This is a genomic window from Pseudomonas sp. LB3P81, from assembly GCF_054897965.1.
In genome coordinates this window covers 4,223,257-4,235,864 of the sequence record NZ_JBUBVG010000001.1, presented here as the reverse complement: position 1 = coordinate 4,235,864, position 12,608 = coordinate 4,223,257, and the positions used below count along the sequence as shown (strand labels likewise).

Annotated in this window: 14 protein-coding genes; 7 read left to right on the top strand and 7 right to left on the bottom strand. The window is 58.0% G+C overall.

The genetic code is table 11. From position 1 onward, the window contains the following. Positions 1 to 107 precede the first annotated feature (107 nt). A complete protein-coding gene (locus ACYZTL_RS19590) occupies positions 108 to 476 on the top strand; it encodes a PilZ domain-containing protein (RefSeq protein ID WP_461953144.1) in 369 nt (122 codons plus the stop codon). Positions 477 to 547: 71 nt separating this feature from the next. On the opposite strand, the gene radA is transcribed toward ACYZTL_RS19590, so the two are convergent. Then, a complete protein-coding gene (gene radA, locus ACYZTL_RS19585; RefSeq protein ID WP_461953143.1) occupies positions 548 to 1,915 on the bottom strand; it encodes a DNA repair protein RadA in 1,368 nt (455 codons plus the stop codon). A gap of 669 nt (positions 1,916 to 2,584) precedes the next feature. Here radA and mscL point away from each other — a divergent pair. Then, positions 2,585 to 3,001 carry a large-conductance mechanosensitive channel protein MscL gene (gene mscL, locus ACYZTL_RS19580; protein WP_461953142.1) on the top strand — a complete coding sequence of 139 codons (417 nt, stop codon included), beginning with the start codon at positions 2,585 to 2,587 and terminating at the stop codon, positions 2,999 to 3,001. A gap of 41 nt (positions 3,002 to 3,042) precedes the next feature. Here the strand turns inward: mscL and ACYZTL_RS19575 are convergent, their stop codons facing one another. Further along, positions 3,043 to 3,819, bottom strand: coding sequence for a ferredoxin--NADP reductase (locus tag ACYZTL_RS19575; protein ID WP_461953141.1), 777 nt, complete (start codon positions 3,817 to 3,819; stop codon positions 3,043 to 3,045). A 351-nt stretch (positions 3,820 to 4,170) separates the two neighbouring features. On the opposite strand from ACYZTL_RS19575, the gene ACYZTL_RS19570 reads away from it, so the two are divergent. Continuing rightward, positions 4,171 to 4,902, top strand: coding sequence for a helix-turn-helix transcriptional regulator (locus ACYZTL_RS19570; protein WP_461953140.1), 732 nt, complete (start codon positions 4,171 to 4,173; stop codon positions 4,900 to 4,902). A 163-nt stretch (positions 4,903 to 5,065) separates the two neighbouring features. After that, positions 5,066 to 6,190, top strand: a complete 1,125-nt coding sequence (locus ACYZTL_RS19565; RefSeq protein WP_461953139.1) for a methyltransferase — start codon at positions 5,066 to 5,068, stop codon at positions 6,188 to 6,190. Positions 6,191 to 6,272: 82 nt separating this feature from the next. Here ACYZTL_RS19565 and ACYZTL_RS19560 read toward each other — a convergent pair whose 3' ends face one another. From ACYZTL_RS19560 to ACYZTL_RS19550, 3 genes are all read right to left on the bottom strand, one after another. After that, on the bottom strand, positions 6,273 to 6,440 hold the full coding sequence (locus tag ACYZTL_RS19560) for a DUF2474 domain-containing protein (protein ID WP_461953138.1): 168 nt from the start codon (positions 6,438 to 6,440) through the stop codon (positions 6,273 to 6,275). Positions 6,441 to 6,529: 89 nt separating this feature from the next. Then, positions 6,530 to 7,537, bottom strand: coding sequence for a cytochrome d ubiquinol oxidase subunit II (gene cydB / locus ACYZTL_RS19555; protein WP_461953137.1), 1,008 nt, complete (start codon positions 7,535 to 7,537; stop codon positions 6,530 to 6,532). 3 nt (positions 7,538 to 7,540) lie between these two features. Beyond that, positions 7,541 to 8,980: a cytochrome ubiquinol oxidase subunit I gene (locus ACYZTL_RS19550; RefSeq protein ID WP_461953136.1), complete on the bottom strand. Its 1,440-nt coding sequence runs from the start codon at positions 8,978 to 8,980 to the stop codon at positions 7,541 to 7,543. 525 nt (positions 8,981 to 9,505) lie between these two features. Here ACYZTL_RS19550 and ACYZTL_RS19545 point away from each other — a divergent pair. The 3 genes from ACYZTL_RS19545 to ACYZTL_RS19535 all read left to right on the top strand — a co-directional run bounded on the left by ACYZTL_RS19545 (position 9,506) and on the right by ACYZTL_RS19535 (position 11,408). After that, the gene (locus tag ACYZTL_RS19545; protein ID WP_461953135.1) at positions 9,506 to 10,744 is read left to right on the top strand and encodes an MFS transporter; all 1,239 of its coding nucleotides are present in this window, start codon (positions 9,506 to 9,508) and stop codon (positions 10,742 to 10,744) included. An 84-nt stretch (positions 10,745 to 10,828) separates the two neighbouring features. After that, positions 10,829 to 11,107, top strand: coding sequence for a type II toxin-antitoxin system RelE/ParE family toxin (locus tag ACYZTL_RS19540; protein WP_461953134.1), 279 nt, complete (start codon positions 10,829 to 10,831; stop codon positions 11,105 to 11,107). A gap of 13 nt (positions 11,108 to 11,120) precedes the next feature. Then, on the top strand, positions 11,121 to 11,408 hold the full coding sequence (locus tag ACYZTL_RS19535; RefSeq protein ID WP_461953133.1) for a HigA family addiction module antitoxin: 288 nt from the start codon (positions 11,121 to 11,123) through the stop codon (positions 11,406 to 11,408). Between the two features lie 6 nt (positions 11,409 to 11,414). On the opposite strand, the gene ACYZTL_RS19530 is transcribed toward ACYZTL_RS19535, so the two are convergent. Both ACYZTL_RS19530 and ACYZTL_RS19525 read right to left on the bottom strand, forming a co-directional pair. After that, positions 11,415 to 11,966, bottom strand: coding sequence for a DJ-1 family glyoxalase III (locus ACYZTL_RS19530; protein WP_461953132.1), 552 nt, complete (start codon positions 11,964 to 11,966; stop codon positions 11,415 to 11,417). 66 nt (positions 11,967 to 12,032) lie between these two features. Continuing rightward, the gene (locus ACYZTL_RS19525) at positions 12,033 to 12,479 is read right to left on the bottom strand and encodes a DUF4879 domain-containing protein (protein WP_461953131.1); all 447 of its coding nucleotides are present in this window, start codon (positions 12,477 to 12,479) and stop codon (positions 12,033 to 12,035) included. Between the last annotated feature and the right edge of the window lie 129 nt (positions 12,480 to 12,608).

Sequence of the window (12,608 nt, the reverse complement as noted above, 5' to 3'; positions counted from 1 at the left end):
TCCTGACGGCAAAGGCCATACCCCGACATTGATCTAGCCGCCTTCTCTGGCTGGCAGGCTTTAACAATGCGGGTCTATAGTCAGTGAACATTTTCGAGGATTGCGCCATGAGCGAACACCCTGCCGAGCGCCGCCGCTTCAAGCGTATTGCGTTCGATGCCCGAACCGAGCTGAGCCAAGGGGAATTCATCTGGCCAGTGAAGTTGATCGACTTGTCGCTCAAGGGATTGCTGATCGAGCGGCCCGAGCCGTGGCTGGGCGACCGGGAAAAGATTTTTTCAGTCGACATTCATCTCAGTAACGACATCGAGATCAAGATGGATGTGCAACTGACGCACGCCGATCACGACCAGCTAGGTTTCGTTTGCCGATACATCAGCCTGGAATCCATAGCGCGCCTGCGGCGGCTGATCGAGCTCAATCTGGGTGATCCGAAGGAACTGGAACGCGAGTTGGGCGCACTGATCGGAACCTGACGGCCCTACACCGTTTAAATGTGGGATCGCCGCACCGCCGCTCCCACAAGGATTGTGTTCTACCGACAAATTTATTCGAAGAGTGCGTCGAGGGCCTGCTCCAAACGCGTCACCGCAATAATCTGCAACCCCGCCGGAGCCTCCTTCGGCGCATTGCCCTTGGGCACGATGGCCCGTTTGAAGCCATGCTTGGCGGCCTCTTTCAAACGCTCCTGACCGCTGGGCACCGGGCGCACCTCGCCAGACAATCCGACTTCGCCGAACACCAGCAGATCATGGGGCAATGGCCGGTTGCGCAAACTGGACATGACCGCGGCCATCAGCGCCAGGTCAGAAGCGGTTTCCAACACCTTCACACCACCCACCACATTGAGGAACACGTCCTGATCATGGGTCGGAATGCCGCCGTGTCGGTGCAGTACCGCCAGTAACATCGCCAGCCGGTTCTGATCCAGACCCAGCGTAACCCGACGCGGGTTGGCCAGATGGCTGTCATCCACCAACGCCTGGACTTCTACCAGCATCGGCCGGGTCCCCTCCCACGTCGCCATGACCACACTGCCCGGTACTTCTTCCTGAGCACGAGTCAGGAAAATCGCCGACGGGTTGGAGACCTCCTTCAGACCCTTGTCAGTCATGCCGAACACGCCCAGTTCGTTGACCGCGCCGAAACGGTTTTTCACCGCCCGCAACAAGCGCAAGCGACCATCGGATTCGCCCTCGAAATACAGCACGGTGTCGACCATGTGCTCAAGCACTCGCGGCCCGGCCAATGCGCCCTCTTTCGTCACGTGGCCGACCAGGAAAATCGCCGTGCCGCTCTGCTTGGCGTAGCGCACCAGCAAGGCCGCGCTCTCCCGAACCTGGGACACCCCGCCCGGTGCCGATTGCAGTTGTTCGGTGAAGATCGTCTGAATCGAGTCGATCACCATGACCTTGGGCTTTTCGACCCGGGCGGTGGCGATGATGGTTTCGATACAGGTTTCGGTCATGACCCGCAGTTGATCCTGCGGCAACCCCAGACGGCGGGCGCGCATGGCCACTTGTTGCTGGGACTCTTCGCCGGTGACATACAGTGCCGACATGCTTTTGGCGAGGTTGCACAAGGTTTGCAACAGGATGGTTGATTTGCCGATGCCGGGATCACCGCCGATCAGCACCACCGAGCCGTCCACCAGGCCGCCGCCCAAAACGCGATCCAGCTCGCTGGAGGCGGTGGAAAAGCGCGGTACTTCTTCGACGCTGACTTCGGCCAGGGTCTTGATCTGCGCCTGCTGGCCGGTCCAGCCGGTGCGACCGCTGGGGGCCGCAGCACCGCCGCTCTCGACCATGGTCTCGGTCAGGGTATTCCAGGCCCCGCACTCGCCGCACTGGCCGGCCCACTTGGGGAACGTTGAGCCGCACTCGGTGCAGCCGTACATGCGCTTGGCCTTGGCCATCTGAACTCCCGGCAAAAAAACGCGATGATAGCTCAGCTGGACTGGATCGGCGCGAAGCAGTTGCCCCATGAAACTTCAGCCGTAACTTGTCCAATTGCCCGAAGCGTAATCGTCGAGTAACAGCTCACAGGATTTGTACAACTATTCGCATCGACAGCCCAATCCAGATCTGGATCGGATCCACCTATAAACAACAAAAGCTGTACAAACCTTTTATATCTCGACGAGAGAACGTACAGCATAATTTCCACAAATTATATTTCAACAAGCCAAATCAACTTACCGGCAATTTAGTGGCACCCATAACTTATCCGGAACCGATGACCTGTACATTAAAATTAACTATGTAAAAGCTCTGAATCCATATTACTCCTTGCAACAAGCCAACATTACATTCAACTGTTCCCCCTTCAAACTTTCAAACGCCCCGCACTTGCGGTGAGCAGAGGCGAAGGGTGACGGACAGAATGCGCTGCGCTGATAGAGCACTCCCCCCCAGAATGATGGGATCAGTACGGACAAATCGCGCAGGGATGATGGCGTTTTGTAAACTTTTATCCGATGACCCGGTCGATAGCAGGCAAACTCTGTAAGCAGTTGTTTCGGGCGAGAAGTCTTTGGCTGATTTACACTGCGTTACCAACCTCATCTGTAACAAGGAAATAACCTATGGGCGTGATAAGTGAGTTCAAGGCCTTCGCGGTCAAGGGCAATGTGGTCGACATGGCCGTCGGTATCATCATCGGCGCCGCCTTCGGCAAGATCGTTTCGTCGTTTGTCGGCGACGTGGTCATGCCGCCTATCGGCCTGCTGATCGGTGGGGTGGATTTCGGTGACCTGGCCATTACGCTCAAGGCAGCCAACGGGGATATCCCCGCAGTGGTGCTGGCGTACGGCAAATTCATCCAGAGCATGATCGACTTCATCATCGTCGCGTTCGCGATCTTCATGGGCGTCAAAGCCATCAACCGCTTGAAACGCGAAGAGGCCGTTGCGCCAACACTGCCGCCTGTTCCGACCAAGGAAGAAGAGTTGCTGAGCGAGATTCGCGATCTGCTGAAGGCCCGGGACAATCGGCCTGAGTGACGTGATGCATTCAAGAACGGCGCCTTCGGGGCGCCGTTTTTTTACCAGTAGTTTTCCACTGCTACATGCCCGGGGCGTCGGCTGAGGCTCAAGTGCATGCCGCGCTGTTTAAGCAGTTGGCGCGTGTCATCGATCATCTGCGGATTACCACAGAGCATGACCCGCGAATGCTCGGCCGTCAGTGCCACACCCGCCACCCGCTCAAGTTCGCCATTGTCTATCAGCGTCGTGATCCGGCCACTCAAGGCGCCCGGATGCTCCTCGCGCGTGACGGTGACGATGAACTGCAGCTTATGCGCGTACTCGGCCAGATAGTCACGTTGCGCCAACCCCGAGATCAGCTCCTGATAAGCCAACTCCCGGGCTTCGCGCACGCTGTAGACCAGGATGATTCTTTCGAATTTTTCCCAGACTTCGAAGTCCTGCAGGATCGACAAGAACGGCGCCACGCCCGTGCCTGTGGATAACAACCAGAGATCACGCCCGTCAGCAAAACGGTCAAGCGTCAGGTAACCAAAGGCCTGACGGTCGACCAGCAGGGTATCGTCCACACCCAGCCGACTCAGCTCACTGGTGAACTCGCCCCCCGGTACCACAATGGAAAAGAACTCAAGGAACTCGTCATAAGGTGAAGAGACCATGGAATAGGCACGCCACACAGTGCTGCCATCGGCCTTGGTGACCCCCAACCGGGCGAACTGCCCGGCACGAAAGCGAAAGCCCGGATCCCGAGTCGTACGCAGAGTGAACAGGCTCGGGGTCAGCGGCTGGACGTCGAGCAGGGGCTGGCGTGTGAATTTTTCTGCGCTGGCGGTCATGGGGCGTTCCATTGAACAAGTGGTTCCAGTGTCCCGCAAAACATGCGAATTAAACACCTACGATTTGTAATGCCTTTAACATGAGTTATCAAACGGCAAAAATTACAATAGACCTTTCACATTTTTTCACACACTACCCAATTAAAACACTGAACCCCGCCCAATAACATTAAGATCGACATTCATACTTTTATGCTTAGACCTTTTTATTAGAACTGGATACTTAGTTTTTAATACGTTAGCAAAGCTAAAAAATCTCACTCTGCATGTAGGATCCATCCTACACTCGATGCGTGCTGGATCTCGGATCCAAGTAGCACCCCTGAGAAGGTTGGATAATGGAGATACATGATGGAGAAGTGGAAGGAGTCACAGCTTAACCGACTGGCGGATACGACGGATTTAGATAACGCGTACCAGATAGCACTTGGATTTGCTAAAAATATCGGGTTTAAATTTTTCGCTTTTTCAACTACTTATCAAACAAAAAACAACCAATGTAATACTGTCCGACGAAACAATTATCCTGCCGGCTGGAACGAAGAATATGAACGAAAGAATCTGAGATCAGTAGACCCGGTAGTAGCCCATTGCAATCACTCCATGCTGCCCGTTCTGTGGAGCGCAAACCTTTTCTCCAAGGTTCCTTGGCTGTGGGAAGCCCTTGAAGCGCAAGGTTTGCAGCACGGCTGGTCACAATCGTTGAACGACGAAGAGAACGACTTGTGCAGCATTCTGAGTCTGGCCAGGAGCCATTGTCCGATCACGGCGTTGGAGCTGTATGAGAATCTCGGTTTCTCAGTGTTCATGTGCCGTCATCTGCATGCATTGGTTGCACAATCGCTGCCCAAGCGCCTGACGAAACCGTCAACCCCCCATCTGTCACCTCGCGAAATCAAAGTACTGGAACTCGCGGCAGTCGGTAAGACGGCAGATGAGAGCGCCAGAATTCTCAATCTCAGTGCGCGCACCATCCATTTCCACATTCAAAGCGCCATCGAGAAGCTCGGCGTCAACAACAAGATTTCGGCAATCATCGCCGCCATCAAGAAAGGCTACCTGGACAGCACCACGATACGTTGATCATTAAAACCTGCGAGTAATCCAAAAGAAAAAAACGTACCATCTGCGACGCCTCCAGAGTGTTGACGTGTGAACCTTCACGACGCAGTACACTTGGACGGTCTCGCCCGCTTCAACGCCCCTGGGCCGCGGGAAACCCGTTGATTACCCAGAGCCCCGCCCCATGCCTTTGCTCGAAACACCCTTCGCCCGACTCGACCTGATCCGCCAGCCCGAACAGCAGAACGAACCGCTGCAAGCGTTTGATGCCGCCGACGAATACCTGCTCAATCATCTGGCCGAACAGCAACCGACCGCGAACACCCGAGTGCTGGTGCTCAATGACAGCTTCGGCGCATTGGCCGCCAGCCTGGCAGGCAAGGTTCAGGTGAGCACCAGCGGCGATTCGTTCCTGGCCTTCCAGGGGCTGGAAAAGAATCTGATCCGCAACGGCGAGGCATTTGATGCCGTGCCGAGTGTGCCTGCCAGCGAAGCAGTCACCGGCCCGTTTGACCGGGTACTGATCCGGGTACCAAAAACCCTGGCTCTGCTGGAGGAGCAATTGATCCGCCTGCAAAACCAGCTGGCACCCGGTGCCCAAGTGATTGCCGGCGCCATGATCAAGCATCTGCCACGGGCCGCCGGGGATTTGCTTGAACGCTACATCGGTCCGGTGCAAGCATCATTGGCGGTGAAAAAGGCTCGACTGTTGATCGCCACGGCTGAAGCCAAAGCTCCCGCGACGTCCCCCTACCCCACCCGCTATCGACTCGACACGCCGCCCATCGAACTGCTCAACCACGCCAACGTGTTTTGCCGGGAAGGCCTGGACATCGGCACGCGGGCGTTTCTGCCGCACTTGCCGACGAATCTCGGCGCGGCGCGGGTCGCCGACCTCGGTTGCGGTAACGGCGTGCTGGCCATCGCCAGTGCCCTGCATAATCCCGAGGCGCACTACACGCTGGTGGACGAGTCCTTTATGGCCGTGCAATCGGCCGCCGAAAACTGGCGTGCAGCGCTGGGTGATCGGGACGTGATTGTGCGTGCCGGTGACGGTTTGGCCGGGCAAGAACCACAATCATTGGACGTGGTGCTGTGCAACCCGCCGTTTCATCAGCAGCAAGTGGTGGGTGACTTTCTGGCCTGGCGGATGTTCCAGCAAGCCCGGGAAGCGCTGGTGGTGGGCGGCGCGCTGTATATCGTCGGCAATCGTCATCTGGGTTACCACAGCAAGCTGGCGCGGTTGTTCCGCGGTGTTGAACAAGTGGCGGCCACACCGAAGTTCGTGATCCTTAAAGCCCGAAAATAATTGCAGGCAAAAAAAACCCTCCAGCGCAGGAGGGTTGTAAATCCGTGCCGCAAGGCATCGGGATGGGATCAGTTGCGAAGCATCAGTGCGTCGACAGGCCTGCTGCATTCATGAACATGCGCATCAGGCTCGCGACGATGAACAGCGCCACCACGCTGCCGGTCCAGATCATTGCCAACCAGCCGAGTCGCTGCCAGAGCGGTTTTTTCTCTGCTGCTTCGATTTCCTGCAAAGTGTGTTTGGTGGTCATTGCTTTCTACCCTCTCGTTAAGATTGATGGCGTCTGTGCTGACGCCATCGCGAGCAAGCTCGGCTCCTACAGGTTCGCTGTAATGGCGGCTAGTGGTAGCCATCATCATGAGTGACCTTGCCGCGGAACACGTAGTAGCTCCAGAAGGTGTAACCCAGGATAAACGGGATGATGAACAGCGTTCCCACCAGCATGAAACCCTGACTCTGCGGCGGTGCGGCGGCGTCCCAGATCGAGATCGACGGCGGCACGATGTTCGGCCACAGGCTGATGCCCAGCCCGCTGTAGCCGAGGAAGATCAGCACCAGCGTCAGCAGGAATGGCGTGTAATGAGCATTGCGGGCCACGGCGCGGATCAGACCGTACATGGTCACCAGCACCAGAATGGGCACCGGCAGGAACCAGAACAGATTCGGCAACGTGAACCAGCGAGCGGCGATTTCAGTATGAGCCAGCGGTGTCCAGATGCTGACGATGCCGATCACTGCCAGCACCACGAAGGCCAGAGGCCGCGCCAGGTCATGCATCTGTTCCTGCAACTTGCCCTCGGTTTTCATGATCAGCCAGGTGCAACCGAGCAGCGCATAAGCCACGACCAGTGCGACGCCGCAGAACATCGTGAATGGCGTCAACCAGTCCAGTGAACCCCCGGCGAACTGACGGTTGACCACCGGCAATCCATCAATGAACGCCCCCAGGGCCACGCCCTGGAAGAACGTCGCGGCGATCGAACCACCGATGAACGCTTTATCCCAGAGGTGGCGCTTGTCGTCCTTGGCCTTGAAGCGGAACTCGAACGCCACGCCGCGGAAGATCAGCCCGATCAGCATGAAAATCAGCGGCAGGTACAGCGCCGAGAGCACCACTGAATACGCCAGCGGAAAGGCGCCGAATAACGCCGCGCCACCCAGAACCAGCCAGGTTTCATTGCCGTCCCAGACCGGTGCGACGGTGTTCATCATCACGTCACGGTCGGTCTTGCCCGGGATGAACGGAAAGAGAATCCCGATCCCCAGGTCGAAACCGTCCATGACCACGTACATCATGATGCCGAAGATGATGATCACGGCCCAGATCAGCGGAAGATCAATACCCATGACTCAAATCTCCTTTTGCAGGCTGGGGCCGTGGTCGGCGTCGGCGGAATCGTCGGCTGCGGACAGCGGACGGGCCGGCGTGCGTTTCTTGCCTGGACCGCCTTCGGGCGTTTCCGCGCCTTCGTCGATCTTCGGCCCTTTGCGCACCAGACGCATCATGTAGCCCAGGCCGGCCCCGAACAGCGCGAAATAAACCACGACGAACAGAATCAGCGTGATGCTCATCTGCATGAAGCTGTGATTGGACGACGCGTCTGCCGTGCGCATCAAACCGTAGACCACCCACGGTTGGCGGCCGATTTCAGTGGTAAACCAGCCGGCGAGGATCGCGATCAGGCCGGATGGCCCCATCCACAACGCCAGGTAAAGGAACGGTCGCGAGGTATACAACTTGTCGCGTTTACGTAGCCAGAGGCTCCACAAACCGGTGAAGATCATCAGGAAACCCAGGCCGACCATGATCCGGAACGACCAGAACACGATGGTCGAGTTCGGCCGGTCTTCTGGCGGGAACTCCTTGAGCGCCGGCACCTGTTTGTCCAGCGAGTGCGTGAGGATCAGGCTGCCCAGGTACGGAATTTCGACGGCGAATTTGGTTCTCTCTTCTTTCATGTCCGGCCAGCCGAAGAGGATCAGCGGCGTCGGTTCATCGCCGTGGTTTTCCCAGTGACCTTCGATCGCCGCGATTTTCGCCGGTTGGTGCTTCAACGTGTTGAGGCCGTGGAAGTCACCGATGACCGCTTGAATCGGCGCCACGATCAGGGCCATCCACATGGCCATCGAGAGCATGGTGCGGATCGCCGGGTTGTCCTTGCCGCGCAGTAAATGCCAGGCTGCCGAGGAACCGACAAAGAACGCCGTCGCCACGAATGCGGCCGTCGCCATGTGCATCAGGCGGTACGGGAACGACGGGTTGAAAATCACTGCCAGCCAGTCGGTTGGAATGACCTGGCCGTTAACGATTTCGAAACCCTGCGGGGTTTGCATCCAGCTGTTCGAGGCGAGAATCCAGAAGGTCGAGATCAGCGTGCCGATGGCGACCATGACCGTGGCGAAAAAATGCAGGTTGCGCCCGACCTTGTTCCAGCCGAACAGCATGACCCCAAGGAACCCGGCTTCAAGGAAGAAGGCGGTCAGTACTTCGTAGGTCAGCAACGGCCCGGTCACGGAACCGGCGAAGTCCGAGAATCGGCTCCAGTTGGTGCCGAACTGATAGGCCATGACCAGCCCGGAGACCACGCCCATGCCGAAGTTGACGGCAAAGATCTTCGACCAGAAGTGGTACAGGTCGCGGTAGGTATCGTTATGGGTTTTCAGCCACAGGCCTTCGAGTACCGCCAGGTAACTCGCCAGACCGATGGTGATGGCCGGGAACAGGATGTGGAACGAGATGGTGAACGCGAACTGAATTCGGGCGAGATCAAGCGCCTCCAAACCGAACATAAGTCTTCCTCTGTCAGGTAAAACCGGCTGAAGGCTTGCGGCCTGCACCCACTGCCCCCACGGATATGGAGTGTGGCGAATTTGCATTCGTTCTTTTTTTACAAACATCACACGTAGGGAATCTGGCCCGTCTGGCCGCCGGATCAATTCCAGAAAGGTTTTGATCTGGATCAAGCATGGCTGAAAGAGTAGTCCGGTTTTTGGCGATGGACGGTGTGGTCTTTTGCCGCGTGACAGGTTGCCTCATGGCTTTGGTCATGAACTGTAACAATCCAATGTGGCGAGGGAGCTTGCTCCCGCTCGGCTGCGCAGCAGTCGTAAAAGCGGCTTATGTGTTGTGACTGTCAAATTGAGGTAGCGGACGTTAGGGCCGCTCCGCAGCCCAGCGGGAGCAAGCTCCCTCGCCACAATGGCTCTGTGTGTTGCCTAGATCGGTGTCTAGCTAACTGAATTTCCCGTCTCCGCAACTTCTGGTTACAGGTTGGTGATAATCTCGGGCCTCCCCTCGCTCAAGATCTGCCTCAGATGCCCAGCCAAGAGCCGTTGCTGTTACGTCATCATCGCCCGTTCATTGCGTTCTGGCTGGCTCGGGTGTTTACCGCCAGCGGCTTTCAGATGCTCACCGTCGCCATCGGCTGGAACCTGTATCAGTTGACCGGCAATGTGCTGGATCTGGGGCTGGTCGGTCTGGTGGAATTTGCCCCGCGGGTGCTGTTCATGTTGCACACCGGGCATGTCGCCGACCGCTATGACCGCCGCAAAGTCGCGGCCATCTGTCAGTCACTGCAAGCCTTGATTGCGCTGACGTTGGCGATTGGCGGCGCCACCGGTCACGTCACCCGGGAAATGATCTTCATCCTCGCGTTTCTGCTCGGCGCCGCTCGCTCCTTCGAGATGCCGACCACCCAGGCGCTGCTGCCGAGCATCGTTCCCCCTGCGCTGTTCCCCCGCGCCGTCGCCGCTGCACAGTCGGCGCAACAATCGGCCACCATCGTCGCCCCGGCCCTCGGTGGCTTGCTGTATGCCTTCGGCAGCGTCTGGGTCTACGGGCCGACCGTGATCCTTTATGTGATCGCCTGCCTGTTGATGCTCAACCTGCCCGCCCGGCAAATGCCGCTGAACAAAGGCAAGGCGACCCTGGATTCGCTGTTGGCAGGTATCCGTTTCATTCGCAGCCGTCCGGACATTCTCGGGGCCATTTCCCTCGACCTGTTTGCCGTGCTGTTGGGTGGCGCGACGGCGCTGCTGCCGGTGTTCGCCAAGGACATTCTGCTGACCGGGCCGTGGGGGCTGGGCCTGCTGCGTTCTGCTCCGGCAGTCGGTGCGTTGCTGATGTCGCTCTGGCTGGCGCGTTTCTCGGTGGATCGCAAGGTCGGTCGGGTGATGTTTACCGCTGTCGGCGTGTTCGGCGTCGCGACCATCGCGTTTGGTCTTTCGACCTCGTTCTGGTTCTCACTGGCCGTGCTGGTGGTGTTGGGCGCGGCCGACATGATCAGCATGGTGATCCGCGCGTCCTTCGTGCAACTGGAAACACCAGATGAAATGCGCGGCCGGGTCAGCGCCGTGAACGGCCTGTTCATCGGCGCTTCGAACCAGCTGGGCGAGTTCGAATCCGGCCTCACCGCCCATTGGTTTGGTACGGTGCCGGCAGTGGTCATGGGCGGCATCGGAACGCTGGTGGTGACGGGGGTGTGGGCCAAGCTATTCCCGACTTTGGCCAACCGTGATCGCATGCATGTGCCGGCGGAAGAAGTGAAGGTTTGAAGCAGGGGTAGAGCACAAATTTGCCGACCGGGTGCGATACATAAATAGTGCATTGAGTGTAATGTAACGCCTTACACTCGACCCATGATCAAATCCTTTCAGCACAAAGGCCTTCGCGGCTTCTATGAAACAGGTTCGACGCGTGGAATCCGGGCGGACCATGCAAAACGTCTGTCGCGAATGTTGCAATTCATGGACCGCGCAGCGGTACCTGGCGACCTCGACCTGCCGGGATGGCGGTTGCACCCGCTCAAGGGTGAATTGACCGAATACTGGTCATTGAGCGTTTCTGGAAACTGGCGGGTTATTTTTCGTTTTACAGGTTCGGATATCGAACTGGTCGACTATCTGGACTACCACTGACAGGAGGCAGGACATGCCCTTGCACAACCCGCCACACCCTGGCGAAACACTATTACTGGATGTATTGCCCGAGCTGGGCATCAGCGTGACGGAACTGGCCCGGCACTTGGGATTCGCGCGCCCGCATCTTTCGCGGGTGCTGCATGGCCACGCGCCGATCAGTCCGGACCTGGCGGTTCGTCTGGAGCGGGCCGGGATTGGTAAGGCGCGGATGTGGCTAGGGGTTCAGACCGACTACGATCTCTGGCAAGCAGAGCGCCGGGAGCAACCGGTCATCAAACCGCTTGCTGTTCACGCCTGACACCTTCTAAACCACCAACTCCCTCGCCACCGTCGCCCGCATGGCCTTGCCGCAGAGTTGTTCCACCAGTGTCAGGGCAAACTCCAGTGCGCCTCCTGAACCTTGAGCAGTAACGCAGTTACCGTCGACCACCACCGGTTGATCGACGAAGTTGCAACCCAAAAGCTGATGACTGGCCGAAGGCAGGCAGGTCATCCGCCGCTGACGCAGGACACCAAAGGCTTGCAGTGCCAGGGCCGGGGCTTCGGCGATGCCGGCGAACAAACGACCTGCCGCCGCCTGATCCTTGATCAATTGCTGCAAGGGTTGATGGGCCGCCAGATGCTGCGCACCGACTGCGCCGCCGGGCAGTGCGATCAAATCAAACGGCTGGGCCAGCAGATCCACCAGCATCGCATCGGCCGTCACTCGGGTGCCGCGAGCACAGGTGAGCATGCGCCGCCCCTCGATGCTGGCCACCACCACTTCAACCTTGGCGCGGCGCAGCACGTCGATCAGCGTCACTGTTTGCAGGTCATCGATGCCCTCGGCGAGGGTAATCAGAGCTCTAAAGGTCATGGGCGCAGTCCGCAGGATGATCTTTAAAGCGTAGTCAGCTTTCCTGCCCCTTGTTCGAGCCGGCCGTTACTTGATGTAAAGCTGCGTCGACATCGTGTTGCCCGGCGCGTTGATGGACGTGTTGCTGAAGGTGAATGTGCCTTCCTGCTTGCCGGCCAGATCGAAGACATACAGATAGCCGACTGTTTTTCTGCCGACGGTGCACTCGGTCAGGTTGCCATTATCGAACGCACAGACCGGGGTCCGGGTGCCGTTCACCTCAAAACCGTCCAGCCCGACATGTGCCGCGCGGCCGTAGCCGACTTCCAGCACGTAGATCTTTATGTTCGGCCCGCTGTGATCGCAGCGTGTTTTTTCCTGCCCCTCGCCAATGTCTTCAAAACCACAGGCTAGCGACTCGACCTTGAGCACCTTGACCTGGCTCAACGGCGCCGCCGAAGCAGCCGAGGCGGTTTGCGCCCCCAGCGACAAGGCAAACAATGTTCCGAATACGGTAAGCAGACGCTTTTTCATGCAATCCCCATGTCCCCCAAAACCAGCGCGCAGTATGGCGCACTTGGCTTTAACGCAAAACATCGACGACGATCGCACCCATAAGCAGCCACAAGCCCACGCTGCTGGTATGATGCGCGGCTTTTTCCG